The 25,769-nt window shown below is 70.0% G+C and carries 25 protein-coding genes and 1 tRNA gene; 9 read left to right on the top strand and 17 right to left on the bottom strand.

Features of this window, described 5'->3' with window-relative positions; translation table 11 throughout:
• Window positions 1–29 precede the first annotated feature (29 nt).
• Window positions 30–1,058 carry a transcription termination factor NusA gene (gene nusA, locus ACWF9G_RS16510; protein ID WP_379309437.1) on the bottom strand — a complete coding sequence of 343 codons (1,029 nt, stop codon included), beginning with the start codon at window positions 1,056–1,058 and terminating at the stop codon, window positions 30–32.
• Window positions 1,055–1,684 carry a ribosome maturation factor RimP gene (gene rimP, locus ACWF9G_RS16505; RefSeq protein WP_452516181.1) on the bottom strand — a complete coding sequence of 210 codons (630 nt, stop codon included), beginning with the start codon at window positions 1,682–1,684 and terminating at the stop codon, window positions 1,055–1,057. Before rimP ends, nusA begins: the two co-directional genes overlap by 4 nt.
• A gap of 162 nt (window positions 1,685–1,846) precedes the next feature.
• On the opposite strand from rimP, the gene ACWF9G_RS16500 reads away from it, so the two are divergent.
• Window positions 1,847–2,551: a hypothetical protein gene (locus ACWF9G_RS16500; protein ID WP_452516179.1), complete on the top strand. Its 705-nt coding sequence runs from the start codon at window positions 1,847–1,849 to the stop codon at window positions 2,549–2,551.
• Window positions 2,548–2,985 (top strand): ferritin-like domain-containing protein, encoded by a 438-nt coding sequence (locus ACWF9G_RS16495; protein ID WP_379309440.1) that lies wholly within the window; start codon window positions 2,548–2,550, stop codon window positions 2,983–2,985. Before ACWF9G_RS16500 ends, ACWF9G_RS16495 begins: the two co-directional genes overlap by 4 nt.
• 36 nt (window positions 2,986–3,021) lie before the next feature.
• Here the strand turns inward: ACWF9G_RS16495 and ACWF9G_RS16490 are convergent, their stop codons facing one another.
• Window positions 3,022–4,773, bottom strand: a complete 1,752-nt coding sequence (locus ACWF9G_RS16490) for an acyl-CoA dehydrogenase family protein (protein ID WP_452516177.1) — start codon at window positions 4,771–4,773, stop codon at window positions 3,022–3,024.
• A gap of 178 nt (window positions 4,774–4,951) precedes the next feature.
• Complete coding sequence (locus ACWF9G_RS16485; RefSeq protein ID WP_452516175.1) at window positions 4,952–6,700, bottom strand: proline--tRNA ligase; 1,749 nt, start codon at window positions 6,698–6,700, stop codon at window positions 4,952–4,954.
• Window positions 6,701–6,804: 104 nt separating this feature from the next.
• On the opposite strand from ACWF9G_RS16485, the gene yaaA reads away from it, so the two are divergent.
• On the top strand, window positions 6,805–7,551 hold the full coding sequence (gene yaaA / locus ACWF9G_RS16480) for a peroxide stress protein YaaA (protein ID WP_452516173.1): 747 nt from the start codon (window positions 6,805–6,807) through the stop codon (window positions 7,549–7,551).
• Here yaaA and ACWF9G_RS16475 read toward each other — a convergent pair.
• From ACWF9G_RS16475 to ACWF9G_RS16460, 4 genes are all read right to left on the bottom strand, one after another.
• Complete coding sequence (locus ACWF9G_RS16475; RefSeq protein ID WP_452516219.1) at window positions 7,541–7,936, bottom strand: VOC family protein; 396 nt, start codon at window positions 7,934–7,936, stop codon at window positions 7,541–7,543. The two genes, yaaA and ACWF9G_RS16475, sit on opposite strands and share 11 nt — an antisense overlap.
• Window positions 7,936–8,217, bottom strand: coding sequence for an ArsR/SmtB family transcription factor (locus ACWF9G_RS16470; RefSeq protein ID WP_379309444.1), 282 nt, complete (start codon window positions 8,215–8,217; stop codon window positions 7,936–7,938). The genes ACWF9G_RS16475 and ACWF9G_RS16470 overlap by 1 nt, the downstream gene beginning before the upstream one ends.
• A 90-nt stretch (window positions 8,218–8,307) precedes the next feature.
• Window positions 8,308–8,802: an NADPH-dependent F420 reductase gene (locus ACWF9G_RS16465; RefSeq protein WP_452516169.1), complete on the bottom strand. Its 495-nt coding sequence runs from the start codon at window positions 8,800–8,802 to the stop codon at window positions 8,308–8,310.
• A gap of 49 nt (window positions 8,803–8,851) precedes the next feature.
• A complete protein-coding gene (locus ACWF9G_RS16460; RefSeq protein WP_452516167.1) occupies window positions 8,852–9,778 on the bottom strand; it encodes a LysR family transcriptional regulator in 927 nt (308 codons plus the stop codon).
• A 95-nt stretch (window positions 9,779–9,873) separates the two neighbouring features.
• On the opposite strand from ACWF9G_RS16460, the gene ACWF9G_RS16455 reads away from it, so the two are divergent.
• The 3 genes from ACWF9G_RS16455 (at window position 9,874) to ACWF9G_RS16445 (ending at window position 13,037) form a co-directional block, all read left to right on the top strand.
• On the top strand, window positions 9,874–10,566 hold the full coding sequence (locus ACWF9G_RS16455) for a type 1 glutamine amidotransferase domain-containing protein (protein ID WP_379309447.1): 693 nt from the start codon (window positions 9,874–9,876) through the stop codon (window positions 10,564–10,566).
• A gap of 146 nt (window positions 10,567–10,712) precedes the next feature.
• Window positions 10,713–11,582, top strand: a complete 870-nt coding sequence (locus ACWF9G_RS16450; RefSeq protein WP_452516165.1) for an SGNH/GDSL hydrolase family protein — start codon at window positions 10,713–10,715, stop codon at window positions 11,580–11,582.
• 207 nt (window positions 11,583–11,789) lie between these two features.
• Entirely contained in the window at window positions 11,790–13,037 is a 1,248-nt protein-coding gene (locus ACWF9G_RS16445; RefSeq protein WP_452516164.1) for a hypothetical protein, read from the top strand.
• A 6-nt stretch (window positions 13,038–13,043) separates the two neighbouring features.
• On the opposite strand, the gene ACWF9G_RS16440 is transcribed toward ACWF9G_RS16445, so the two are convergent.
• Window positions 13,044–13,664: an HD domain-containing protein gene (locus tag ACWF9G_RS16440; RefSeq protein ID WP_452516162.1), complete on the bottom strand. Its 621-nt coding sequence runs from the start codon at window positions 13,662–13,664 to the stop codon at window positions 13,044–13,046.
• A gap of 161 nt (window positions 13,665–13,825) precedes the next feature.
• Between ACWF9G_RS16440 and ACWF9G_RS16435 the strand changes: the two genes are divergently transcribed.
• On the top strand, window positions 13,826–14,239 hold the full coding sequence (locus ACWF9G_RS16435; RefSeq protein ID WP_379308505.1) for a PPOX class F420-dependent oxidoreductase: 414 nt from the start codon (window positions 13,826–13,828) through the stop codon (window positions 14,237–14,239).
• Here ACWF9G_RS16435 and ACWF9G_RS16430 read toward each other — a convergent pair whose 3' ends face one another.
• The 3 genes from ACWF9G_RS16430 to ACWF9G_RS16420 form a co-directional block, all read right to left on the bottom strand.
• Window positions 14,240–15,700, bottom strand: coding sequence for an MFS transporter (locus ACWF9G_RS16430; RefSeq protein ID WP_452516217.1), 1,461 nt, complete (start codon window positions 15,698–15,700; stop codon window positions 14,240–14,242).
• Window positions 15,701–15,778: 78 nt separating this feature from the next.
• Window positions 15,779–17,020: a uroporphyrinogen-III C-methyltransferase gene (gene cobA, locus ACWF9G_RS16425; RefSeq protein WP_452516160.1), complete on the bottom strand. Its 1,242-nt coding sequence runs from the start codon at window positions 17,018–17,020 to the stop codon at window positions 15,779–15,781.
• 115 nt (window positions 17,021–17,135) lie between these two features.
• Window positions 17,136–18,491: a DoxX family protein gene (locus ACWF9G_RS16420; protein WP_452516158.1), complete on the bottom strand. Its 1,356-nt coding sequence runs from the start codon at window positions 18,489–18,491 to the stop codon at window positions 17,136–17,138.
• A gap of 187 nt (window positions 18,492–18,678) precedes the next feature.
• Between ACWF9G_RS16420 and ACWF9G_RS16415 the strand changes: the two genes are divergently transcribed.
• Window positions 18,679–19,809: a phosphotransferase family protein gene (locus ACWF9G_RS16415; RefSeq protein ID WP_452516156.1), complete on the top strand. Its 1,131-nt coding sequence runs from the start codon at window positions 18,679–18,681 to the stop codon at window positions 19,807–19,809.
• Between the two features lie 15 nt (window positions 19,810–19,824).
• Window positions 19,825–20,934 carry a hypothetical protein gene (locus tag ACWF9G_RS16410; RefSeq protein ID WP_452516155.1) on the top strand — a complete coding sequence of 370 codons (1,110 nt, stop codon included), beginning with the start codon at window positions 19,825–19,827 and terminating at the stop codon, window positions 20,932–20,934.
• 68 nt (window positions 20,935–21,002) lie between these two features.
• Here the strand turns inward: ACWF9G_RS16410 and ACWF9G_RS16405 are convergent, their stop codons facing one another.
• The 5 genes from ACWF9G_RS16405 to cobO form a co-directional block, all read right to left on the bottom strand.
• Window positions 21,003–22,601 (bottom strand): TROVE domain-containing protein, encoded by a 1,599-nt coding sequence (locus ACWF9G_RS16405; protein ID WP_452516153.1) that lies wholly within the window; start codon window positions 22,599–22,601, stop codon window positions 21,003–21,005.
• A gap of 272 nt (window positions 22,602–22,873) precedes the next feature.
• A tRNA-Asp gene (locus ACWF9G_RS16400) sits at window positions 22,874–22,939 on the bottom strand.
• 52 nt (window positions 22,940–22,991) lie between these two features.
• The gene (locus tag ACWF9G_RS16395; RefSeq protein WP_452516152.1) at window positions 22,992–23,501 is read right to left on the bottom strand and encodes a cobalamin biosynthesis protein; all 510 of its coding nucleotides are present in this window, start codon (window positions 23,499–23,501) and stop codon (window positions 22,992–22,994) included.
• A gap of 22 nt (window positions 23,502–23,523) precedes the next feature.
• Window positions 23,524–25,059 (bottom strand): cobyrinate a,c-diamide synthase, encoded by a 1,536-nt coding sequence (locus tag ACWF9G_RS16390; RefSeq protein ID WP_452516150.1) that lies wholly within the window; start codon window positions 25,057–25,059, stop codon window positions 23,524–23,526.
• 52 nt (window positions 25,060–25,111) lie between these two features.
• A complete protein-coding gene (cobO, locus tag ACWF9G_RS16385) occupies window positions 25,112–25,726 on the bottom strand; it encodes a cob(I)yrinic acid a,c-diamide adenosyltransferase (protein ID WP_379084236.1) in 615 nt (204 codons plus the stop codon).
• Window positions 25,727–25,769 lie beyond the last annotated feature (43 nt).

Here is a 25,769-nt window from a genome sequence, read left to right as displayed (position 1 = left end):
ATCCGGGGGCCGGGATTCCCGCATTTTCGTCAACTACGGTGCGCCTCCGGCCGGACCGAGTCGCCCGGCTCCGGAGCCGCGTCGCTGCGGATATCGATGCGCCAGCCGGTCAGACGGGCGGCCAGGCGGGCATTCTGGCCCTCCTTGCCGATCGCCAGCGACAGCTGGAAGTCCGGCACGATCACCCGCGCCGCCCTGGCGTCGGGATCGACGACAGTGACCGAAACCACCTTCGACGGCGAGAGCGCGTTGCCGACGAAGGTCGCCGGGTCTTCGGCGTAATCGATGATATCGATCTTCTCGCCTGCCAGCTCGCTCATCACGTTGCGCACGCGCTGGCCCATCGGGCCGATACAGGCACCCTTGGCGTTCACGCCAGGCACGGTGGACCGCACGGCGATCTTGGAACGATGACCCGACTCGCGGGCCACCGCGACGATCTCCACCGAGCCGTCGGCGATCTCGGGCACCTCGAGCGAGAACAGCCTGCGCACCAGATTCGGGTGCGTGCGCGAGAGCTGGATCTGCGGGCCACGCGGACCACGGGAGACGCCGTAGACGTAGCACTTGATCCGGTCGCCGTGCTCGTAGGTCTCCCCCGGCACCTGCTCGGCGGGCGGGATCAGACCCTCGGCGCCGGTGGCCTCGCTGCCGATGCGGACGACCACGATGCCGCGGGCGTTGGCCCTGGCGTCGCGCTGGACCACGCCGCCGACGATGTCGCCCTCATGGGTCGAGAACTCGCCGAAGGACTTCTCGTTCTCGGCGTCACGCAGCCGCTGCAGCACCACCTGACGGGCGGTCGTCGCCGCGATGCGGCCGAAACCCTCCGGGGTGTCGTCCCATTCGGAGACGAGGTTGCCGTCGGCGTCGAGTTCGCGCGCCATCACCCGGACCACACCGGTCTTCTGGTTGATGTCGATGTAGGCGTTGGGCTGGTGCCCCTCGGTGTGCCGGTAGGCGGTGAGCAGCGCCGACTCGATCGCCGAGATCACGGTCTCGATGGGGATGCCCTTGTCGGCGACGATCGCCCGCAAGGCTTCGATTTCGATGTTCATTCTGCAACCCCTTCGGTGGGAGAGTCACTGTGCTGGCCTGCGGCGGCGAGGTCGGCGGGCTCTTCGCCCGGTACCGGACGGCCGGCGGCGATGCCGCCGGCCAGTTCGAGTTCGGCGGCGCCCGGCGCGTTGAACTCGACCTGGACCACCGCGGAGGCGATGTCGGCGAGTGGCACGTGCACCCGGTGCGGCTTGTTCTTGCCGCCGAGGACGAGCGCGATGGTGCCGTCGTCGGCGAGCACGCCGACCCGCGCCTCGAAGCGGGCCTTGCCCTCGAGCGGTTCGGCGCCCTCGCGCAGCGCGAGCTTCACCTTGCGGCCCTGGGCGCGTCGCCAGTGCCGCTCGGCGGTCAGCGGCCGGTCGACGCCGGGGGTGGTCACTTCGAGCAGGTAGGCGGATTCGCCGAAGTCGCCCGCGTCGTCGAGCAGCTCGGACATCTCCCGGCTGAGCTCGGCGATGGCGTCCAGATCGGCCGGGCCGTCGCTGTCGACGGTGACCTTCAACCGAACCGGCGCCAATTCGTCTTTGCCCGCAGACGCGATCGCGACGCCCTCGAGGTCGAATCCCCGGCGTGCGACGAGCTCAGCGACGAGCTGGCTCACCCTTTCCTCGGTGGGCATCGGCATATGGGCGGCTCCTGGTTCAGTTGTGACGCGATCGGAAATTTCTACGCCGAAGGTCTAGCGTAACGCGCCCCGAGAGTGTAAAGGACCAGCCACTGGGCGTTGCGCACCGGTCCGCCCCGGCGTGCCTCGTCGTGTCGGGCCACCGTCGGCGGATCTGGCACGATGGTGTTCGTGCCCTTCCGCCATACCGCCCCGCCGAGCGCCGGGCGACCTTCCGGCATGCGCTCCGACCGGCACGAATCCCGCCCGATGACCGTCGAGTCGTCGCGCCTGGTCGCCACGCAAGCCGGATCGACGTTTCTCTCCGCTCTGCCCACGGCCGTCCCGATCGCGGCGCGGCAGGGATGGGGGCGTCGCACGATCCTGCGGCTGGTCGGCGCCGGCGCGGTCGGCCTTCCGGCACTGAGTGTGCTCACCGCGTGCGCCGAGGACGACACCGTGCACGCCCCGGATCCGCTTGCCGCGCAAGAGATTCTGGCGCGCGCCGACGCCGCCGCCGCCCAGGCTGCCATCGCGCTCGCGCCCCGGTTCCAGGCGGCGCTGACCACCATCGCGACCGAGCGCGGCGCCCACGCCGACGCCCTGCGCACCGAAATCGACCGGGTGATCGGCGTCTACGGCGACGGCACCACCCCGGTGCACCGCACCGGCGAGATCACCGTGCCGGGCCCGGACGGGCAACCCGTGCCCGCGTCGGCCGTCCAGACCGCCACCCAGCCGCTGACGATCGCGCAGCTGCGCGATCAGCTGGCCCGCTCCCAGCAATCCGCCGCCGCCCTCGCGCGCACCGAATCCGGTTACCGCGCAGGGCTCCTGGCGTCGATCAGCGCGGCCTGCGCCACCGAGGCAGGAGTCTTGCTGACATGACCGATCAACGACAGGCACTGCAGGCCGCGCTCGACGCCGAGCACGCCGCCGTGTACTCCTACGGCGTCATCGCGGCCTACGCCAATGCCGACCGGGGCCGTGTGGTCGCCGAGTTCAGCGCCGCGCACCGAGCCCGCCGCGACGCCACCATCGAACTGCTGGAAGCCGGTGGCACCGCGCCTGACGCGCCGGACGCCGCCTACAACCCGCCGTTCCCGGTCGACGATCCGATCCCCGCGGCCAACCTGGCGGTCGCGGTCGAATCCGATTGCGCCGCAGCATGGTACGCCGTAGTGGAACAGGCATCCGACGAGTCGGTGCGGGCCACCGCGACCGAGGCGCTCACCGAATCCGCGGTGCGCCGGGCCCGCTGGCAGGCGATCCTGGGCGCGAACCCGGTGACCACCACCTTCCCCGGCCGCGCCGCGGTGTAGTCCCGGGCGGCACACACCACCCGGGACCTGCCGCTGTCAGGGGCGCATGGCGTAGGCGCCGTCGTAGGACTCCACCTGCTCCCACACCCGATTGAAGCGCTCGGCGTCGGCGACGGGGCTGCGCAGGGCGCCGACGGCCCACTCCCGCTGCGCCTCGGTGACCGAGGGCTTGCCGAGCAGGGCGGTGGCCTGGGTGTTGAAGTCGCGGATCTGGAAGTCGAAGATCTGGTCGAGCACGTCGCGATCGAGCCCGGTGAGCTCGGCCTGCTCGAGGATCAGCTGTCCGTAGACCACGGTGGAGAACAGGTGGCCGATGGTCAGCATGAAGTCCAGGTCCTTCTGCTGTTCGGCGTCGGGCGCCGCGGTGAGCAGCAGGGTGCGCAGCGCCGTGGCCTGCTCGTAGAACCGGCCGACGTTGGGCACGTCGGCGGCCTGCTCGTAGGGCGGGGTCCAGTCGGCGAACTGCACCTTGCCCGCACCGCGCGCCGGGCCCTGCTTCCAGAAGAACTCCTGATCGCCCGGCGCCAGGTCGGTGCCGATCGCCGGGTACTCCTTCGGGTTGAGCAGGTAGTTCGGCATGAACTTCAGGATCTGGCCCACATTGACGTGCACCGTGCCCTCGAGCCGGGGCAGGTGGTTGATGTAGCGCGAGGCCTCGGCGAAGTAGGTGGCCTTCTCGAAACCCTTGGCGGCCAGCACATCCAGCAGCAGAGTCATCGCGACCTCGCCCTCGGAGGTCACCTTGGACTTGGTCATCGGGTTGAACAGCAGGTAGCGGCGGTCCTCGAGCGAGGCACTGCGGAAGTAGTCCACCGCGCGGTCGCTGAACAGCTTCATCGCGATCAGGCGCGCGTAGGCGTCGACGAAATTGCCGCGCACGTGCGGGAAGTCGGTGACCGGGTTGCCGTAGAGGATGCGGTTGTTGGCGTGGGTGATGGCCTCGAAGAACGAGTGCTCGACCATACCGATGCTGCCGTGGCAGAGGTTGAACTTGCCGACGTTGACGGTATTGAGCGCGGCCGAGAAGCCCTCGGGCCCTTCGTGCAGCACGTCGGCGGCGGTCACCGGGTAGTTCTCCAGCCGGAAGTGGCTGACATACATCTGACCGTGGATGACGCTCTCGATCAGGTGGTAGTTGTCGTGGCGGCTGTCGGCGGCGAACCAGATGTAGCCCTCGGCGCCCTCGACATCGGCGCGGCGGGAGAACACCGACACCATCGAGGCGACGTTGCCGTTGCCGATGTAGTACTTCTCGCCGTTGGCGCGGAACAGGATGCCCGCCTCGGCGTCGGCGCTGCCCGGCTCGCTCGGGGTGAGGACCAGGTCGGTGTTGTAGATGTCGGCGCCGTGGTCGCGCTCGGACAGCGCGAACGCCATGACCTGGCCCTCGTCGAGGTCGGCGGCGGCCTTGCGCTTGGCGATCTCGTTGTCGCTCTGCCAGATCGGGCCGAGACCCAGGATGGTGACCTGCTCGGCGTACCAGTACGCCAGGCCGTAGAAGCCGAAGATCTCGGCCAGCGCCGCGTTGCGGGCGGCGTCCCAGCGCTTGTTCGGGTCACCGTCGGCGTAGGCGGCCGGGGTCAGGAAGGTCGCGAACAGCTTCTCCTTCGCGACGAAGTCGAGGAACTCCTTGGTGAACACCGCGTCGCGGTCGTCGGCCAGCAGCTGCGCCTTGCCCTTGGACTCGAACCACTCGATGGTGGCTCGCAGCAGCCGCCGCGTCTCGGCATCGAAGTGCTGCGGGTCGTAGGTGGCGGGGTTGAACAGCAGGCTCGGCGAACTCGTCATGGAGCTAACTTAGCAGCGCCGCCGAGCCGCCACGCCGGGCCTCGAGGCTATGACCTGCAGGTTTCCCCTACGTAGGCGTAAGTTCCCAGGGGAACAGCAGCGGCGCCGGACAACCCGGAAAACGACCATCGCGCCGCCCCGCATCGCGTGCGGGACGGCGCGATGCGCCGATCAGAACTCAGCCGCGGATCTTCGCGGTGACCGCGGTGACGGCGTCGGAGGCCGGGATCTCCTCGGCCTCACCGGTGAGGCGGTTGCGCAGTTCGACCTTGCCTTCGGCCCAGCCGCGGCCGATCACGAGAATCCACGGCATACCGAGGAGCTCGGCGTCCTTGAACTTCACGCCGGGCGAGGCGGTGCGGTCGTCGAAGAGGACCTCGAGGCCCTGGGCGTTCAGACCGGCCACGACCTGCTCGGCGCCCTCGCGGGCGGCGGCGTCCTTGTTGGCGATGACCACGTGCACGTCGAACGGGGCGATCTCGGCGGGCCAGCGCAGGCCCTTGTCGTCGTGCTGCTGCTCGGCGATCACCGCGACCATGCGGGAGACGCCGATGCCGTAGGAGCCCATGGTGAGGCGGACCGGCTTGCCGTTCTCGCCGAGCACGTCGACATCGAAGGCGTCGGTGTACTTGCGGCCGAGCTGGAAGATGTGGCCGATCTCGATGCCACGGGCCGCCACCAGCGGGCCCGCGCCGTCGGGCGAGGGGTCGCCGTCGCGGACCTCGGCGGCCTCGATGGTGCCGTCGGGGGTGAAGTCACGACCGGCGACCAGGCCGACGACGTGCTTGCCCTGCGCGTCGGCGCCGGTGATCCAGGCGGTGCCCTCGACGACACGGGGGTCGACGAGGTAGCGAACACCGTTGGCCTGCAGCGCCTTCGGGCCGATGTAGCCCTTCACCAGGAAGGGGTTGGCGGCGAAATCGGCCTCGGTGAGCAGTTCCACCTCGGCGGGCTCGACGGAGGCTTCCAGGCGCTTGCCGTCGACCTCGCGGTCGCCGGGGAGGCCGATGCCGAGGATCTCGGTCTTGCCGTCCGGGTGGCGCAGCTTGACCATCACGTTCTTCAGCGTGTCGGCCGCGGTGACGGTGCGGTCGAGCACCTTCGCCTCGTTGGCCCACTCGACCAGCGTCGCGATGGTGGGGGTGTTCGGGGTGTCGTACTCGACCGCGGCGGGCTGACCCTCGATGGGCAGCGGCGCGGGCGCCGGCGTGACCACGGCTTCCACATTGGCCGCGTACCCGGACTCCACGCAGCGCACGTAGGTGTCCTCACCGATGGGGCTCTCGGCGAGGAATTCCTCGGAGGCGCTGCCGCCCATGGCGCCGGAGGTGGCGGCCACGATCACGTACTTGACGCCGAGGCGTTCGAAGATGCGCTGGTAGGCCGCGCGGTGGGTGGCGTAGCTGGTGGCGAGGCCGTCGTCGTCGAGGTCGAAGGAGTAGGAGTCCTTCATGGTGAACTCGCGGCCGCGCAGGATGCCCGCGCGGGGACGTTCCTCGTCGCGGTACTTGGCCTGGATCTGGTACAGCGTGACCGGCAGATCCTTGTAGGAGTTGTATTCGCCCTTCACGGTGAGCGCGAACAGTTCCTCGTGGGTGGGGCCGAGCAGGTAGTCGCCGCCCTTGCGGTCCTGCAGGCGGAACAGGGCGTCGCCGTATTCGGTCCACCGGTTGGTGGTCTCATAGGGCTCGCGCGGCAGCAGCGCGGGCAGGGAGATCTCCTGGGCGCCGGTGGCGTCCATTTCCTGGCGCACCACGTCCTCGATCCGGCGCAGCGTGCGCAGGCCCAGCGGCAGCCACGAGTACACGCCGGGGGCGACGCGGCGGACGTAGCCGGCGCGAACCAGCAGTTTGTGGCTCGGCACCTCGGCGTCGGCGGGATCGTCTCGCAGGGTGCGCAGGAACAGGCGGGAGAGGCGGGTGATCACGGATGCACAGAGTAGTCCCTGGTCCGGGGCGCCGCGCAAGCCGATAACGGTTGCGGGGCCACCAGCGACCGCGCCGGCCGACGACGCCGGTACCGTAGGCGATCGTGCTGGTGCTGCTGCCTCCCTCCGAAACCAAGTCCGACGGCGGAACGGGCGCGCCCCTCGACCTGGCCGATCTGGCGATGCCGCAGCTCACCGCGGTGCGCGACAAGCTGGTCACCGAGGTGGTGCAGCTCGCCGCCGACCCGGCCGCCGCGATCGCCGCGCTCGGACTCGGCAAGGGCGCCGACGCCGAGATCGCCCGCAACGCGAGCCTGCGCACGTCGCCGACCCGGCCCGCGCTGGAGCGCTACACCGGCGTCCTCTACGACGCGCTGGACGCGAAGTCGTTCACCAAGGCGCAGCGGGCGAAGGCGTACGCGCGCCTCGGCATCGGCTCGGCCCTGTTCGGCGCCGTCCGCGCGAGCGACCCGATCCCGGCCTACCGCCTCTCCGGCGGCACGAAACTCCCCGGCCTGCCGACACTGTCGGCGCTGTGGCGCGACGTGTTGCCCGACGCCCTCTACGCGGAGGCCGCCGGCGAGCTCGTCATCGACCTGCGCTCGGGCACCTACCAGCAGCTGGGCCGGGTCCCCGACGCGATCACCGCCAACGTCCTCACCGAGCACCCCGACGGATCACGCACGGTGGTCAGCCACTTCAACAAGCATCACAAGGGCCTGCTGGCCCGCGCCCTTGTCCTCACCAGGGCCGAGCCGACCGATATCCGCGCGGTGGCGCGGGTGGCGACCAAGGCCGGACTGCGCACCGAGATCGCCTCTCCCACCGAACTTCTCATCATCACGCGGTAGCGGGTGCGCCCATCAGCTGGATGAGGTTGCCGCAGGTGTCGTCGAAGACGGCGGTGGTGACCTCGCCCATCGGCTGGGGCGGCTGGGTGAACAGGACGCCGCGGTCGAGCAGGCGGCGGTATTCGGCGTCGAGATCGTCGACGGTGAAGATCATGCACGGGATGCCGTCGGCGGTGAGGGCGGTCTTGTAGTTCTGGGCGATCGGGTTCTGGTCGGGTTCGAGCAGCAGTTGCGTGCCGTCGATGTCGGCGGGCGAGACCAGGGTGAGCCAGTAGTACTCGCCGATCGGCACCCGGTCCTTGACCTGGAAGCCGAGCACGTCGGTGTAGAACTTCTCGGCCTTGTCCTGGTCGTCGACGAAGATGCTGGTCACACCGATGCGGATCATGTGTCCTCCTGGGGGATCGGCCATCGCTCCGACACCGCGCGCAACGGCGTGAAATCGGCGTGATGGAACTTGTAGCGGCCTGCACGACGGGTGGTCACCAGTCCGGCGGCTTCGAGCATTCCCAGGTGCTGGGTGATCGCCTGCCGCGAGGAACTGATCCCGTGTTTGGTGGCGAGCTTGGCGCACAGTTCGAACAGGGTCTGTCCGTCCCGGTCCGCCAGTTCGTCGAGGAGCGCGCGCCGCGTCGAATCCGCGAGTGCCAGGAAAATATCGGTCACGGCGCGCGCTCCTCCCGTCGTCTCCCCTCGAACAATAGGCAAGCGCTAGCTTGCATGTCAAGCATCGACGCAGGTAGACGATCCCCGGGGTCAGACTTCGGCGGCGGCCAACGCGGCCCGCACGGTCGCGGCGTCTCCGGTGGTGGCGGCCGACGGCGGCCACGAATCCCAGGCGACGGCGTACGGATGGACATAGACCGGGGTGTCGCGCTGGGAGCGACGGCTCTCGGCGAGAGTGCCACCGTCGACGACGTCGTAGCCGAGGGCATCGATCAGGTGCGCGGCGGCGATCTTCGCGGCCGGGTCGTCGCCGAAGACGGGCAGCGCCGAGCGGTCGGCCGCGCCCGCGGGACGGGCCAGTTCGGCCAGATGCTCGAAGTAGATGTTGTTGAACGCCTTGACAACCTGGGACTCGGGCAGGTGCCGCTGCAGCAGTTCACTGGTGGTGACGGTGTCGGCGTCGAGTTCGGCGAGTGTCTCCGGTCCGCGAGAGTTGCTGAGTACCACGTCGATTCCGGCGGCTACCGCCAGTCGCGCCACAGTCGATCCGATGTTGCCGCTGCCGATCAATCCGAGTGTCGTCATGTGCTCGGTCAACCACCGATCCGGTGCGCGTGTTCCCGGAATACCGGGGTCACCACTCGCGGGCCGCTTCCGTCAGCCGCGCGCGGACCAGTTCGACGTGCGGGCGGGGTGGGGCGCCGACCCGGCGGGCCAGGAACCCGGTGTTGATCGGGGGGTCGGCGGGGTCGAGCAGCGTCACCAGGGTGGCGGCGGTGAGTTCCCCGGCGCACAGATAGCGGGGCAGCACGCTGATCCCGGCGCCGGCGAGCACCGCGGCCAGCACCGCGCGCAGATCGGCGACGATCAGCGCCGGTTCGGTCTCCAGGCGGGTCCCGAACACGTGCCGCCAATACCGGCGCAGGATCGGCAGATCCGCGGCGTAGCTGACGATCGGGATCCCGTCGAGCGCGGCGGGACCGTCGGCGCGCAGGCGGCCGGTGTCGATGCCGTGCGCCACCGAGGGTGCGGCGACGAGCAGGAATTCCTCGTCGAAGAGTGGTTCGGCGAGGACGGCCCGGCCGCGCGGACGGGCGGTCGCGACGACCAGATCCAGTGTCCCCGAACGCAATTCGGCCAGAAGGTCGTCGGTGAGCCCGCTGGTGACGGTGAGCCGCACACCGTCGGCGATCAGCGGCGCGAGCGCGGGCAGCGCCTGCGCGGCCAGCATCTCGGCCGGACCGCCGAGCAGCACCGGCGGTTCGGGCGGCGGCGGATGGTCGGTGCCCGCGCCGCCGACGACCGACTCCAGCGCGTCGAGCGGGGCGCTCACCCGTGCCGCCAGCTCGTGGCCCGCGGCCGTCGGGGTCACCCCGCGGGGCAGGCGCTCGAACAACGGCCTGCCCAGGTGCCGTTCGAGCGCCTGGATCTGCGTGGTCACGGTCGGCTGGGACAGGCCGACCTGCGCGGCGCCCGCGGTGAGCGATCCGGTTCGATACACCGCGAGGAACGTCCGAAGCTGCACCAGATCCATCGAGCCATCGGCTGGCCTATGTCTCATATCGACCAGTCTATTGGTCAGGAAATGCCACTGTCCCTAGCGTGGGAACTACGACCGGTCGTCACGAAACCCGTTGAACTGGAGTAAGGAATCCGATGGCACACATCCTGTTCGTCCTCACCGGCGCCGACCACTGGACCCTCGCGGACGGCACCGAGCACCCCACCGGGTACTGGGCCGAGGAGTTCGCCGCGCCCTACGAGGCGTTCACCGGCGCGGGCCACCTCGTCACGGTGGCGACCCCGGGCGGCGTGGTCCCGACGGTCGACCAGGCGAGCCTGGCCGCCGACGCGAACGGCGGCGCCGACGGTGCGGCCGCCGTCGCCGATGTCCTGTCCGGCGCCACCGCCTTGCGGCAGCCGATCTCGCTGGCCGACGTCGACCTCGCCGACTACGACGCTGTCTTCTACCCCGGCGGCCACGGCCCGATGGAAGACCTCGCCGTCGACCCCGTCTCCGGCAAACTTCTCACCGACGCCCTCGCCTCCGGCAAACCGCTCGGCGTCGTCTGCCACGCCCCCGCAGCCCTGCTCGCCACCGCCGACGCCACCGGCGACTCCCCCTTCGCCGGGTACCGCGTCGCCGCGTTCAGCAACGCCGAGGAGACCCAGGCGGGTTTCGCCGACAAGGCGAAGTGGCTGCTGCAGGATCGCCTGCTCGCCCTTGGCGTCGACTACCGCGAGGGCGAGCCGTGGGCGCCGCACATCCAGGTCGACCGCAACCTCTACACCGGCCAGAACCCCGCGTCCTCGGCGAAATTGGCCGCGGAGATGCTCACCGCGCTCTGACGGGTGGACCGGACGTCGACGGCCGCCGGGACCCGGTGCAGGTCAGCCTGGCCCCGGCGGGTGCGTCGACACAGCCGGCGGGTGCTTCCTTGTCCTGTCGGCGGCGAAGGTTGTGGCGCGGGACACATAGCCTTACTCTTCGCGATGTGGATCCCCGCCGTTCGATGAAGAACAGCCTGCGCGCGCTCGCCGCGGCATCGACGCTCGCGGCGTTGCCGCTCGTCCCGGCGCAGGCCGAGCCCCCGGTCGCTAACGGGACGGCCTATGTCGCACTCGGTGATTCCGGCGCCGCGACCACCGGTGCCGCGAATCTCGACCTCGGGGCGCCCCTGCGGTGCGTGCGCTCCACCCACAATGCTCCCCGGCTGGTCGCCGAGCGCCTCGGCCTCGCCCTGGACGACCGCACCTGCAGCTCCGCGAAGATCTCCGATCTCTACGCCTCCCAAACACCCGGTATCGGACCGCAATTCGACGCGCTGGGGCCCGCGACCGAGATCGTCACCGTGCACATCGGCGCCAACGACGCCGACATGACCGAGTACATATTGAGCTGCCACGCGGCCGCGACATCCGGCGGCTGCGCGGCGGCGGCGGATCCGGAGTGGGACCGCAAGATCGACGCGATCGCCCCCGCCTACGCCACCGCACTCGCCGACATCGCCCGCCGCGCCCCCGACGCGCGAATCTTCGTCGACGGCTGGCCGACCTACCTCGGCGAGACGAGCTGCCCGGCCATGCTCGGTCTGCTCCCCGCCGACGCCGCCTACATCCAGTCCAAGTTCGCCCGCCTCAACACCGTCGTCGCCCGCGAGGCGGCCGCGCACGGCGCCGTGTACATCGACACGATCGCGGCCTCGCCCGCACTCGGCATGTGCGCCGACCCGGCCGTGCGCTGGTTCGACCCGCTCGTCGCCGACCAGACCCTGCTCCCCTACCACCCGACCCTGGCCGGCCAGCGCGGCGTCGCCGAACTCATCTCCGCCGCCGTCGAATCCAGCGGCGTGCTCCACCGCTGACCTACGCCTCCGACAGCCCACCTGGCCACGACGAAGCCGTGATTCTTTGTCCCACAGTGCAATTCGCACCCGATGCGGGTAATGTTCGCCGGTTCTGCTGAGGCTCGCCCGGGAGAACGTGACAGCGATCCGGCCCCGTGGCATCGCGACGGCGCATCGTTGCCCCGTCCGGGTCAGGGGCCAACAGTGGAGTGGAGCAGGGCTCGAATGGGTTTTCTCAGTGGCGTTTTCGGAAAGCAGAGGAGCGATTCCGACGACTACGCGGCGTTCGGCGAGTGGGCGCTGGCGATCGTGCGGGCGCGCCCCGGCATCGTCTCCGCCGAGTTCGATGCGGCGGAGTTCGCGATCACGTACGCCACCCCGGCGGGCGGCTGGGCACGGATAGGCCTGGCCACCCCGTACCGTTCCGTCAGCGCGGCACCGCGGGAACTCGCGGGTGATGTCCTGATGTTCCAGCTGAACCGCCTGATCGACAATCTCGGCGACGACTCGTCCGGTCTAGCCTGGGCGGCCGTCGCGCCACGTCTGCGACCGGTGATCCGGCAGGCGGGCGAACTGGCGGCGCGGGTGCAGGGCCTGTCGATCGCCGAGAACACCCTCTGGCGACCGCTGCTCCCCTGCCTGATGGAACGGGTGGTGATCGACAATCCGGCGTCGATGGAATCCGTGACGCCGCAACACCTGGCGACCTGGGGCGTCGACGCGGACACCGTGTTCGAGACCGCACGCGCCAACATGACCGAACTCGGCTCGGCGATCATCGATGTCTTCGATCCGGCGGAGGGCGTGCTGTACCTGGCCGACGAGGACGGTGAGATGTACGCGGGCGCGCTGCCGCTCGCCGCGGGCTGGATCGCCGGTCTCGGCGCGAAAGCCGGTGCGCTGCCGATCGTCTTCGTGCCGGGCAATGTCGGAGTGTTCGTCGGTTTCGCGACCTCACCGCAGCGGGTGCGTGAGCTGGTCGAGGTCGCACGCGGGTTGTTCGACGACGCGGTGCGCCCGGTGTCGCCGGTGCCCTACACCCTCGACGAGCACGGCAGGCTCGTCCCGTTCACGGTGCCGAGGCACCACCCGGCGTGGCCCGCGATCCGATCGGCCGAATCGACGCTGGCCGCCCAGACGTACGCCATGCAGCACGACGGACTCCGCGCCGACCTCGAGGCGGAGCTCATCGAGGACCACGCCGCGACACTGCTACACACCCGCGGCCCCGACGGCATCGAAACCACCGTCGCGCCCTGGACCGACACCGTCCCGACACTGCTACCGCACGCCCACAATGTCACGTTGACCAACGTCGACACCGGCGCCACCTTCGTCGGGCCGTGGCACGTGCTTGCCACCGAAGTCGACCTGGTGCCCGTGCCCGGCCTCTTCCCGATCCGCTACCGGGTGCAGTACCACCCCGGCCCGCAGGCGATGGCCAGGATGGCCGCCGCGCAGGGTCTGCACTGAGCAGCGCTATCCCGTGAGCTGCGCCAGCTCCGCCGCCAGATTCGCGCGCGCCCGCTCCTCGTAGCGGGCGCGCGCCGCCGCGGTCCGGAACAGAACCGGCTGATTCGCGATCGCCCGCAACACCGCCGCGCGACCGGAGCGGAACAGATCGTCGGGCACGTGCCCGTACTCGACCCGCACGGCGGCGGCGTAGGCCGCGTAGCTGTCCGGGTCGCCTCCGAGCACGACCAGGTCGGCATCGCAGAGCACCGCGCCATTGGCGTCGCCCGCTTCGGAGTCGTGCCCGCGCGTGAGCAGCACGAGCCGCACCACCTCGGCGACGAGTTCCTTTCCGGCGCCGAGGGATTCGAGGACGTCACGCGCGAGGTCGGCACTGCGCTCCTCGTTGTCGGCCCGGTCGACAGCGTAGATCGCGTCATGGAAGAAGGCGGCGTAGCGGACGGCGTCGATATCGGTTGCGCTGTCGGCCAATTCATCGATCGCATGGAGCATCGTCCGCAGGTGGGCGACGGTGTGATATCGGCGGTGGGGCTCGGCGTATCTGGCGATGATCCCGGCCCCGAGCTGTACGGAGTCCGGGCCTGCCAAGGCGGTCCAGCGATCGAGCAGATCCAATGACGACGTCATGGTTCCAGTTTCGGCCGACCCACGCCACCCGACAACCGGTTTCGGTGTGACGATTCCGGTACCGATCCGATGCCACCGGAAATGCCATGGCACGAGCGATATTCCGGTGCCGTCGGGCCGCGGCGGGAATGCCGGGGAACTCCGGGACGTTCTTCCGCAGCGTGACCGATACCGCAGTGCTTTCCGATGAGCTGAAGTCATATCTGGACGAGGAGAAGGTCTACGCGACCGTCGCCACGCTCGGAGCGAACGGGCATCCGCACCTGACCGTGGTCTGGATCAAACGCGATGGCGACGACCTGCTGTTCTCCACCACCGTCGAGCGGCAGCAGGCCAAGAACCTGGTGCGCGACCCCCGGATCACGGTGATGGTGAACCCGCCGGAGCGGCCGTTCCTCTACGCCGAGATCCGTGGCACGGCGACGACCGTCCCCGATCCGGAGCGCGAGCTGCCCGACGAGATGTCGCTCAAATACACCGGCAAGCCCTACCGCGAGTTCAATCCCGCCTCCGTGCACGACGGGGAGCGCGTCATCGTCCGGATCACCCCGCGCCGGGTCGCCGGTCGCCTGTGATCAGCTGCGCTGGGCCTCTTCCTGCGCGTGCTGGGCCTGCACCAGCTGCTGCGGGGTGTAGCGCAAGCTCAGCGCGACGAGCGCGGCCAGCACCGCCAGCCCGGAGCACACCAGCAGCACCAGCGCGTACCCGCTGTTGAGCGCGTCGATCTCGGCCGGGGTCATGTTCGCGGCCAAGCCGTCGCGGCCGCCGAGCGAGAGGGTGCGCGAGGCGGCGATCGGGCTGAGCAGGCCGATCGCGATCGGCGTCGCCAGGCTCATAAACATCTGGCCGACCGCCGAGAGCGGGCCGATGTTCGACGGCGGCACCCCGACCAGCACACACAGCGGCGCCAGCACGATGGCGACACCGACACCGAAGCCGATCACCAGCAGCAGCGCCAGCAGGGTCGGCAGGTACTGCACGTGCCGGTCCAGCGTCGACCCGAACAGCAGCCCGCAGGCCAGCACGACCGCCGCCGCCGACAGCAGCCAGCGCGGCGCGATCACCAGCGCCGCCTTGGACGCCACCGCGCCACCGACACCGATGCCGATGGTGAACGGGATCGAGGCGACACCGGCCTGCAGCGGGCTGTAACCGAGCACGTTCTGCAGCAGCTGGGCGACGAAGAACGTCATCGCGCCCAGTACCGCGCCCGCCAGGAAGATCAGCGCGAAGGTGGCGACCCGGTCGCGGCTGTCGAACAGCGACCACGGCAGCAGCGGATCGGACTGGCGGCGCTCGGTGAGCACGAAGACCACCAGCAGCGCGAACCCGCCGATCAGCGAGCCGAGGATCACCGGACTGTCCCAGCCCATCGCCGGGCCCTCGGTCGCGCCGAACACGATCGTCGCGCAGGCTAGCGTGCCCAGGATCGCGCCCTTGATGTCGAGCGGAGTGCGGTGGTGGGCGGTGTCGGTGAGCTTGTAGATCGCGCCGAGCACGATCAGCGCGCCGATCGGCACATTGATCAGGAAGATCCAGCGCCAGGAGAACTCGGTGAGCGCACCACCGACGACCAGGCCGCCGACCGAGCCGATGCCTGCCATCGACCCGACGATCGCGATCGCCTGGTTCCTGGCCGGGCCCGGCGCGAAGGTCGTCGCGACCAGCGCGAACGCGGTCGGCGCCGCGATCGCGGCGCCAGCGCCCTGGAAGGCGCGCGAGATCAGCAGCATCGCCTCACCGGTGGCCAGGCCGCAGGCCAGCGAGGCGGCCGTGAACAGCCCGACGCCGTAGATGAGCATGCGTTTGCGGCCGAACGCGTCACCGAGCCTGCCGCCGAGCAGCATCAACCCCGCGAAGGTCAGGCCGTAGGAGGTCACCGTCCACGCGCTGCCCGAACTGGACAGCCCCATCTCCTCCTGCAACCGCGGCAGCGCGAAGATTACGACGGTGCCGTCGAGCACGACCATGAACTGCAGGCCGCTCAGTACGAGGATGGCGAGGCCGAAGGCCCGCTTCGTCACCGGATACTGCATCGTCGCAGCGGGTTTCTCGAGCACAACGAGGCAGTGTAATTGGCGGGGTGGCAACGCACGGGTGCGCGGCCCGTGAAGCTAGTCCAGCCCGAAACCGGCCGTCGGGCCGATGACGATGATCGCGGGCGGGCGGATGCCCTCGGACTTGACCTTCGCGGCGACGGTGGCCAGATCGGCACGGACCACCCGCTGGGTGCGCAGCGTGCCCTCCTGGATGATCGCGGCCGGGGTATCGGCCGGGCGGCCACCGGCGAGCAGCGCGTCGGCGAACTTGTCGATCCGTTCCACCGCCATCATCAGCACGAGGGTGCCGCGCAACTTGGCCAGCGCGGCCCAGTCGACGAGCGAATCGGGATGGTCGGGGGCGACGTGCCCGCTGACCACGACGAACTCGTGGGTCACGCCGCGATGGGTCACCGGGATGCCCGCGGCGCCGGGCACCGAGATCGGGCTGGTGATGCCGGGCACCACCGTCACCGGGATGCCCGCCTCGGCGCAGGCCTCGAGCTCCTCGTAGCCGCGGCCGAACACATACGGGTCGCCGCCCTTGAGCCGGACGACGAACTTGCCCGCCTTGGCGCCCTCGACGAGCGCGAGGTTGATCGCCTCCTGCGCCATCGACCGGCCGTACGGGATCTTCGCGGCGTCGATCACCTCGACATGCGGGCCCAGCTCGGCGAGCAGTTCCGGCGGCGCGAGCCGGTCGGCGACCACCAGATCCGCGCGCGCGAGCAGCCTGCGACCACGCACGGTGATCAGGTCGGGATCGCCCGGTCCGCCGCCGACGAGGGCGACACCGGGGGTCACCGGCTCCGAATCATCGGTCACCACGCCCGATTGCAGCGCTTCGAGCAGCCCGTTGCGCACCGCGGCCGAGCGCCGATGCGCCCCACCGGCCAGCACGCCCAGGGTCAGCCCGTCGTAGCGCGCGGTGGCCGGAGTGACGGCGGTGCCGTCGCGGGCGACGTCGGCGCGCACGCAGAAGATCCGCCTCGCCGTCGCCTCGGCGACCACCGCGGCATTGGTCTCGGGTTCGTCGGTGCAGGCCATCGCGTACCAGGCGCCGTCGAGATCGCCGTCGGCGTAGGCGCGCAGCTCGACGGTGAGCTGGCCGGCGGTCGCCATGCCCTCGACGGCCGGGGTGACCGCCTTGCTGACCACGTGGACCTCCGCGCCGGAGGCCACCAGCAGACCGAGCCTGCGCTGGGCGACCGTACCGCCGCCGACCACGACGACTCTGCGCCCACGCAGATCGAGCCCGACCAGGTAGTTCGGGTCTCCGGTGGGCGGGGTCGATGCGGTGTCAGACGTGTTCGGCACAATGTCGGAGCCTAGTTCCTGGCCCGCCGGACACCGAATGGGCCCGCCGACATCCGCGTCGGCGAGCCGCTGCCTGCCGTCTTCCACGGCGACGCTCGGTGGTCACCTGCCGACCTCAGCCGACGTAGGGGTTGTTCTGCACCCAGCGGAAGTCCGTGCCACGCAACGGGAAACTGTCGAGATCAAGGCGGTCGAGCGTGACCGTCACCGGGCGGCCGTCGAGCTCGCCCCGCAGCGTCAGCCGGTCGTCGGCGGACCGGTCGACGGTGAAGGTCGTGGTGGCCGCCGGCGGCCCGCCCGGTGCGGACGGTGCGGCGGCCAGCGTCATCGTGTGCGCCTCGGTGTCGAACGTGGCGACCACCGGCACGACCGAATCGTCCATCCGCTGATAGCCTGCCGAGCCCGCATCGATGATCAGGCGCTGCCAGCGCACCGGATCGGTGGTCAACGGCGGCACCGGGCTCGCCTCGGCGGTGAACTCGGCGACCTCCCAGATGCCGTACAGCTCGGGTTTCGGTGCGCCACCGCCGTATTCGTCCCATTGCTGCGTGGCGAGGTAGATCAATCCTCCCGTGACCCACAGCCCGGCCGCGACCTGGACCACGGCCGCCCACCGGTTCCTACGCGCCGAGCCGAACAGCGGCGGCTGCACCATCGGCCCCGAATCACGCTCCAGCACCAGCACATTCGCGAGTCTGCGAGCCTGCGGAGCGAGCAGCACCAGGCTCATCAGCAGCAGATGCCCGGACAGCATCTTCACCGGCACGTCGAAGGTCAGGTTCAGCAGGAACACCTGCGCCATGCTGATCACGCTGAGCATCGCGCCCAGCGTCGCGGTACGCGCCCAGAACAGCAGCAGACCGGCGAGTACCTCGGCCCCGCCCAGCGCCATCTCGTAGGCGGGCGAGGACCCGACCTGTGTCCACAGCATCGACATCGGGCTCAGGTCGCCGACTCGCGTGAGCAACGTGGTGAGCGCGGGCTCCGGCATCTGGGTCGGGATGAGCTTGGCGAACCCGTAGAACAGCATCTGCCCGCCGACACACAGCCGCAGCACCGTGAGGAACCAGCTCAGCAGCCGGGGATAGGCGAGCCTGCGCCGGTCGAGCACCGACCAGACGACGGTGATCAGCACGGCCGCCACCAGCACCAGACCGCACTGGATCCAGATCGCGGCCTGATCGCCGCTGCCGTTCATGGCCAGCTCCGCCTCCACGCCGAAGACGTGCTCGCCGATCCAGCCACTCACCGGCGCGAGCGAGAGCATTTGCCACGCGATCGCCTCCTCGGGCAGTTGCAGCGCGAGCACACCGAGGAAGACGAAGCTGATCTGCGCCATCCACAGACAGAACAGACCCAGGTAGGCGACAGTGAACCGGAAGGCGAGCCGCGTCACCGGGTGCCAGGTCGGCGCGGGTGGCGGCGGGCTCGCGATGTCGTCGTCGGCACGCTCCGTGATCACGGCGGTCACCGTTGCCTCCTCGTCGAGTTCGATTGCTACCGAAGCTAATCGGCGTCGCGAGCGGGCGCGTCGGGGAAAACCCCGATCTTTGCGGTGTCAACCCTGAATCTCACTCACCGACGGCCCGCTAGGCATTCCGGTCGGTCTTCCGGTACGCCGGTATCGAACGTGTTTCAACTTGCCGACAGGGGTACACATGTCCGACGATCCGGACCTCACCGCACAACAGTCGCTCACCGTCACCGAGCGTGATCTCGACGAACTCGCCGAGCAGTTGTCGCAGTGGCTGGCCGGCAAGGTCGGCGCCGACGCACCGCCGAAGGTCGGCAATCTGAGCAAGCCGTCCACCGGCGGCATGTCGAGCACCACCATCCTGTTCGACGCCGAGTGGTCGGTCGACGGTGTCGCCGGGGGCGGTTCGTTCGTGGCCAGGATGGCGCCCGAGGACGGCTCGTTCCCGGTGTTCCAGTCCTACGACCTGCCGCTGCAGTACCAGGTGATGGCCGGGGTCGCCGAGGCCTCCGACGTCGCGGTACCGCCGCTGCGCTGGCTCGAACTCGACGAATCCGTGTTCGGCACACCGTTCTTCGTCATGGAAAAGGCCGAGGGCCGGGTGGCAGCCGACAACCCGCCGTACGTGTTCTTCGGCTGGGTGTTCGACGCGACCGTGGCCGAGCGCGAGCAGATCGCCGACGCGACCGTCGACGTGATCGCCCGCGTCCACGCGATCGACGACATCACCCGCCGCTTCCCGCTGCTCGACGGCGAGGGTTCGGCGCTGCGCAGGCACTTCGAGGCCCAGCGCGACTGGTACCGGTGGGCGCTGACCGACGACGGCGTGCGGATCCCGCTGATCGAGCGGACCTTCGACTGGCTCGAAGCCAACTGGCCCGCCGAGACCGGCCCCGACGTGCTGAACTGGGGCGACGCCCGCCCCGGCAACATCCTGTTCGACGGGTTCACCCCCGCCGCGGTCCTGGACTGGGAGATGGCCACCTTCGGCCCGCGCGAGCTCGACCTGGGCTGGGTGATCTTCATCCATCGCTTCTTCCAGGACATCGCCACCCGCTTCGATCAGCCCGGCTTGCCTGACTTCCTGCGCAAGGACGCGGCGGTCGCGAAGTACGAGGAGCTGACCGGGCACACGGTCCAGGATCTCGACTTCTACATCATCTACGCGGCGCTGCGGCACGCGATCGTGATGGCCAGGATCAAGCGCAGGATGATCCACTTCGGTGAGGACACCGTGCCCGCCGAGCTCGACGACTACGTGATGCACCGGCTCAGCCTCGAGGCACTGCTCGACGGCACCTACGAGTGGGACTGAGAAGGAGACACGACAATGAACGCGATCATGCCCGTCCCCCTGGACGAATACCCGGTCCATCAGACCCCGCTGTCGCTGGCCCGGGTGGCCACCAGCGACCGCAACTTCTACGACCGCTACTACTTCAACGCCTTCGACCCGGCCGGCGACAGCATGCTGATCACCGGATTCGGCGTGTACCCGAACCTGGGCGTGGTCGACGCGTTCGCGACGGTGCGCCACGGTGACACCCAGCGCAGCGTGCGGTTCTCCGACGCGCTCGCCTCCCGCGATCTGACCACGGCGGTGGGCGGCTACCGGATCGAGGTGATCGAGCCGCTGCACAAGCTACGGGTGGTGTGCGAGCACGACGACCTCGGCTTCGACCTCACCTGGACCGGCGCGCACCCGGCCGTGCAGGAGCAGCCGCACCTGATCCTGTCCGGTACCCGGCCGATCATCGAGGCTTCCCGGTTCGCCCAATTGGGTTCCTGGGCAGGCACTCTCGCCGTCGACGGCCGCGACTACACGGTCGATCCGGCGGTGTGGACCGGCAGCCGCGACCGCTCCTGGGGCATCCGTCCCTCGGGTGAGCCGGAGCCGCCCGGCCGCGCCGCGTCCGAGGGCGCCGGCGGGTTCTGGTGGCTGTACGCGCCGCTGCGGTTCGAGGAGTTCGCCATCGTGGTGATCGTCCAGGAGGACCCCGACGGCACCCGCACCCTCAACAACGCGGTCCGGATCTGGAACGACGGCCGCAAGGAACAGCTGGGCTGGCCCCGGATGCACTGGACCTACGAGCCGGGCACCCGGCACCCGAAGTCGGTGCGCCTCGACATGACCACGCCCGACGGCAAGCCCCTCGAGGTCGAGATCGAGTCCCGCCCCGGCATCGCCCTGCACGTCGGCTGCGGTTACGGCCCCGACCCCGACTGGACCCACGGCCGCTGGATGGGCCGCGACTGGTCGCTGTCGAGCGCCTACGACCTCACCGACCCCGCGATCGTCGCCCGCACCCCCTACGGCGTGATCGACCACATCGGCTTCGCCCGCTGCGGCGACGCCGAAGGCTGGGGCCTGTTCGAGCACGCCTCGATGGGCCGCCACGACCCCACCGGTTTCGCCGATTGGTCCTCGGTCGCCCCCTGAGGCAACCGATCCTTCGCGCGAGAGGATAGGCGCCGCCGCGACAACGAGGTCGCGGCGGCTCCGATTTCCTATGCGGCCGTGGCGAAGTCAGCCAGCAGCGACGGAACGGCGGCATCGAAACCCGCCACGTCGAGCATGCCCGCGTCGTCGGGATCGGCGATGCTGAACTTCGTCGCGGTCATCCCGACCACCACGAGCTTGGCCCGCGGGTTCACCTCGCGGCGGTAGCGGGCCAGCGCCTGGTGCGGGTGCACCGCGCCTGCCCAGGTCTCGTTGTCGGTCCAGATCGAGAACACGTCCACCTCGATGCCCTTGTCCAGCGCGTGCAGGATGGGCAGCGAGCAGTCGGTGCCGCCGAACGGCAGACCCGACACCGCGCGCACGGCGTCGTCGAGACGCTGCCGTGGCGATATCGCCAGCGGGGACAGATCGCGGGCTCCTTGCCAGCCCGCGCCCGCCGAGGTGAACCCGACGATCTGGTGCCGCTCCTCGGTACGTGCGGTGACCAGGGCGAGCGCGGCCGAGGCCTCGCGCGCCGAGAGCGGCAGGCCCGAGATCGGCGAGGTCATCGAAGCGGACACGTCCAGCGCCAGCAGGTGGCGCAGGCCGGTCGGCCGCACCGTCTCGAAGGCCGCGTAGAACGCGGTGTCGAGGGCGTCGACGACCGGTGCCGACGGCGTCCAGGTGCCACTGCCGCGCGCCGAACGCCCCGCGGCGTAGGTGCGCAGTGCGATCAGCACCGAGACCGGGTGGACACGCGCCTTGCGCAGCCGCTCGGGGTCGGTGAGCTGTGCGCAGATCGCGGCGGTGCGCGGCCCGAGGGGGTCGAGCAGACCGAGCCGGGTCAGGCGCGGCAGCTGGCGCAGCAGTGCCGTGAGCGGAAGACCGTTGTCCAGCAACGCCTCCCACACCTGCGGTGCGCTCAGCGCGGCGTTCGGCAGCATCTCCCAGCTCAGCCGGTACTCGCGCACCAGCTCCGGCACCTGCTCGACCGGCGCGGACTGCGCGCGCTGGAAACCGTCGACCAGGGCGAGGCCGTCTAGTTCCGGTGTGCGACCGCAGATCCAGTCGAACAGCCTGCGCCGCTCGTCCTCGGCGGTGGCCGGGTGCGACAGGCGCAGCAGGTCACGGTGCGACCAGCCTTCCCGCTGCCGGTACTTGACGACCTGGAAGGCCAGGTCACCGACCGGCTTGTCCAGGTACCACTTCGCGACCGCGCGGGACAGGCCGCGACCCCAGCCGCGGAACTGCTCGGCGTAGCCGGCGAACAGGAACAGGTGGGTGCCGGTGCGCGCGACCAGCGGCAGTGCGGCGAGCGCGGCCCGGCGGCCGTCGACGTCACCGAGCGAGGCGGCGGCCGCCAGCGCGAACAGCGCCGGATTCTGGCGCGGCGCGCGGCCCGCGGTGGAGATCTCCACGATCTCGCGCACCAGCTCGGCGGTGTGCTCGGCGGCGTACTCGACGATGAAGTCGGCATTGTCGGCGGTCAGCGCCGCGGCACTGACGTAGTACGTGCCGGATTCCGTTCCGAGGGTCAGGAATCGGCGCACCCGCGCCTGCGGGGTGATCTCGAAGACGTAGCCGCCCGCGTCGTTGACGACCTGCCGGGAATCGGCAGGACTGGTCTGCGGCGTGCTGCGACGAGAAATGCGCGACAGAATATTCATAGTTCCCCCTCCGATACAGAGACCGGCGTTGCTGTTTCGGCCCCGGGACCCACCGGGGCGTGTGACGGTGCGCGGAGCGGACGGACATGTGTGTCTCGGCCGGGAAACGGAAATCGCTTTCCGCCGCAGGGCTCGAACCTGCTGGACCATAGGTCGTACCAGATAACCGGCCGAATCCGGCCCGTCCTGCTCCAGTGCACCGCAGCCGCGCGGCGGGCGTGTGTTCCCGACCGGAAGGTGCTCTACCAGGCTGAGCTACCACCACCATGCGGTGGCGGGCAGGATTCGAACCTGCGACATCCCCAGTGACAGTGGTAACCGATCGAATCCGGTCCGCCGTGCGGCTGCTGATCATGACGGTACTGGGCGTGCGCGATCCTGCCCAGCGAATTAATTCGGCCGTCCGGCGGCTGTCGCGACGGCGACCACCACGCCGTCGACAACCGTGCGGCCACAAACAAGTTCGCCGCTTCCCGCCAGCAGTGCCGCCGCCTCCGCGACATTGGGTGTGCCGACGAACTGTGCCGTCAGAGGCGATCGGTACGGTGCGTCGGTTTCCGCCAGTTGCGCTGCGCTGAAGCCGATCACCGGAATACCGAAAGTTCCCGCGGCCGCTTCGATGCCGGGTTCGGTCGCCCGCCGATCGATGGTCGCCAGGCACGAAATCGCGGCGGTGTCGCCGACTACCGATTCCACCGCGTGCACGATCTGTTCCGCTCGGGTCCCCGGCCGGAAACCGAGGCCGACAACCAGTGCGGGATCGGCGAATTCATCCGGCCGCCGGTGATCACCGCTGTCCGCCGGTAGTCCTGGTCCTCTGCCGCGCGGCGTAGGTTGTGCGCCGCGAGCCGGTATCGAATCCTCGAGCGGCGTCGACGGACCGTCGGCAGGCTGGGTCATCGGCGGGCCTGTCGATTCCGCATCAGTGATCGAATCGGCGTGCGGCGGCGACGAATCGGGTGATGGCGTCGGGGTTTCCCGCCGGGTGGGTGTGCAGGTAGGAGGCGTGGACCTGGCGGACCACCGCACCCTCGGTGACGGAAGTTGTTGTGCGCCAGCCCCAGGCGGCGTTCTCGGGGCCGGTGCGGGTGAGGCGGGTGCGGTGGAATTCGTGGCCACGGACCCGGGTGCCCGCGCGCCAGAGGGTGGAGTCGTGCAGTGCGACCGCGTCGCGGTAGCCGAGGGTCAGGCGGGGGCCGAATTCGGCGTCGGCGTCGATGACGCCTGCCATCGGGTGACCGTCGAGGGAGCGGGTGAGGTAGAGCAGGCCCGCGCATTCGGCGTGGATCGGCAGGTCGCGCGTGGCGCCTTCGGCCACGGCGGTGCGCAGTTTCTCGTTGGCCGACAGTGCGCCCGCGTGCTCCTCGGGGAAGCCGCCGGGCAGCACCAATCCCGCGGTGCCGGAGGGTAGTTCGTCCGTCAGCGGATCGAAGACCACCACCTGGGCACCCGCCGCGATCAGGAGTTCGCGGTGTTCGGCGTACCCGAAGGTGAACGCCGGTCCGCCCGCCATGGCTATCAGCGGGCCACTGCCGGTGGCACCGGGGCCCGGCGTCGTGGTCCGAGCACCCGCCGCGCCCACAGATCCAGCCGATGCGCCCCGCCGCTCTGGCACAGGGTCGCCGTCGACGACCGGGCTTCCCCCAGCACCTGCGGTGCCGACGACTGCGGCGGCCGGTCCCGTGCGCGCTTCGCCGGGAGCGTGGTCGGCCGCGGCCAGTTCCGCCGCAGGATCCCAGGCCGGGCCCTGGACCGATCCACCCGCGAGGTCGACGATCGCCTTCAGATCGATGTGAGCCGCGACGAGTTCGGTCATCGCGTCGACCGCGGCGGTGGCGGCAGTGCCGTGTTCGACGGCGGGGATGAGGCCCAGATGCCGTGAGGGGACTTCCAATTCGGCCATACGGGGCAGCGCGCCGAGAACGGGGATGCCGACGCGGTCACACGCTGCGCGCAGGACCTGCTCGTGGCGTTCACTGCCGACACGGTTGAGGATCACCCCGCCCAACCTGACCGAGGAGTCGAAGGTGGCGAAGCCGTGCAGCAGTGCGGCCAAACTCTGGGAGTGCCCGCGCGCGTCGACCACCAGCACCACGGGCGCGCCGAGCAGACTCGCGACCTGTGCGGTGGAGCCTTCGGCGACCGCCTCGGTGCGGTTCTCGTCGATCCGGCCGTCGAACAGGCCCATCACGCCTTCGACCACGGCGATATCGCAGCCGTGCGCGCCGTGCCGGTACAGCGGGACCACCCGATCCTCGCCCACCAGAACGGGATCCAGATTGCGGCCGGGCCGCCCGGCAGCGAGTCCGTGATAGCCGGGGTCGATGTAGTCGGGGCCGACCTTGAACGGCGCCACCCGATGACCGGCCCGGCGCAGCGCACCGATCAGGCCGGTGGCGAGAGTCGTTTTTCCACTGCCGGACGCCGGGGCGGCGATCACCACCGCTGGTGCACTCATCCCAGGCCCCGAGCCCAGGCGACAGGGAGGCCCGCGTCCGTCACGGTGACAGTCACCATTCGATACCGCGCTGGCCCTTGCGGCCCGCGTCCATCGGGTGCTTGACCTTCGTCATCTCGGTGACCAGGTCGGCGGCGTCGATCAGCGCCTGCGGTGCGTCACGGCCGGTGATCACGACGTGCTGATTGCCGGGACGGTTCGTCAGCGTCTCGACGACCTCGTCGATGTCGACCCAGCCCCACTTGAGCGGGTAGGTGAACTCGTCGAGCACGTAGAAGCGGTGCTGTTCGGCGGCCAGGCGGCGGGCGATCTCCTGCCAGCCCGACAGCGCGGCGGCGGCGTGATCCTCCTCGGTGCCGTGCTTACGGGTCCACGACCAGCCCTCGCCCATCTTGTGCCACTCGACCGCGCCACCGGCGCCGGTCTGCTCGTGCACGGTGCCGAGCGTGCGGAACGCGGCTTCCTCGCCGACCTTCCACTTGGCGCTCTTCACGAACTGGAACACGGCCACGTCGAAGCCCTGGTTCCAGGCCCGCAACGCCATCCCGAACGCGGCGGTGGACTTCCCCTTGCCCGGGCCCGTGTGCACGGCCAGCACCGGCTGATTACGCCGCTGCCGTGTCGTCAGACCGTCCTCCGGCACGACCTCCGGAACACCCTTGGGCACGAAGACTCCTTCTCGTCGGCGCGCTGACGCGCGTGTTCGCGGC

It is taken from the genome of Nocardia sp. NPDC055029, assembly GCF_053608525.1.
Note: the sequence above shows the minus strand (reverse complement) of the source record. Positions and strands in the feature narration are given on the sequence as shown.

Coding starts and splice junctions, on each gene's coding strand:
- ACWF9G_RS16430 (WP_452516217.1), bottom strand. CDS start 15,700: ATGCAGTATCCGGTGACGAAGCGGGCCTTCGGCCTCGCCATCCTCGTA.
- ACWF9G_RS16445 (WP_452516164.1), top strand. CDS start 11,790: ATGGGTTTTCTCAGTGGCGTTTTCGGAAAGCAGAGGAGCGATTCCGAC.
- ACWF9G_RS16390 (WP_452516150.1), bottom strand. CDS start 25,059: ATGAGTGCACCAGCGGTGGTGATCGCCGCCCCGGCGTCCGGCAGTGGA.
- ACWF9G_RS16500 (WP_452516179.1), top strand. CDS start 1,847: ATGGTGTTCGTGCCCTTCCGCCATACCGCCCCGCCGAGCGCCGGGCGA.
- rimP (WP_452516181.1), bottom strand. CDS start 1,684: ATGCCGATGCCCACCGAGGAAAGGGTGAGCCAGCTCGTCGCTGAGCTC.
- ACWF9G_RS16460 (WP_452516167.1), bottom strand. CDS start 9,778: ATGAGACATAGGCCAGCCGATGGCTCGATGGATCTGGTGCAGCTTCGG.
- ACWF9G_RS16495 (WP_379309440.1), top strand. CDS start 2,548: ATGACCGATCAACGACAGGCACTGCAGGCCGCGCTCGACGCCGAGCAC.
- nusA (WP_379309437.1), bottom strand. CDS start 1,058: ATGAACATCGAAATCGAAGCCTTGCGGGCGATCGTCGCCGACAAGGGC.
- ACWF9G_RS16465 (WP_452516169.1), bottom strand. CDS start 8,802: ATGACGACACTCGGATTGATCGGCAGCGGCAACATCGGATCGACTGTG.
- ACWF9G_RS16405 (WP_452516153.1), bottom strand. CDS start 22,601: ATGAATATTCTGTCGCGCATTTCTCGTCGCAGCACGCCGCAGACCAGT.
- ACWF9G_RS16490 (WP_452516177.1), bottom strand. CDS start 4,773: ATGACGAGTTCGCCGAGCCTGCTGTTCAACCCCGCCACCTACGACCCG.
- ACWF9G_RS16395 (WP_452516152.1), bottom strand. CDS start 23,501: ATGACCCAGCCTGCCGACGGTCCGTCGACGCCGCTCGAGGATTCGATA.
- ACWF9G_RS16410 (WP_452516155.1), top strand. CDS start 19,825: ATGAACGCGATCATGCCCGTCCCCCTGGACGAATACCCGGTCCATCAG.
- ACWF9G_RS16440 (WP_452516162.1), bottom strand. CDS start 13,664: ATGACGTCGTCATTGGATCTGCTCGATCGCTGGACCGCCTTGGCAGGC.
- ACWF9G_RS16415 (WP_452516156.1), top strand. CDS start 18,679: ATGTCCGACGATCCGGACCTCACCGCACAACAGTCGCTCACCGTCACC.
- ACWF9G_RS16455 (WP_379309447.1), top strand. CDS start 9,874: ATGGCACACATCCTGTTCGTCCTCACCGGCGCCGACCACTGGACCCTC.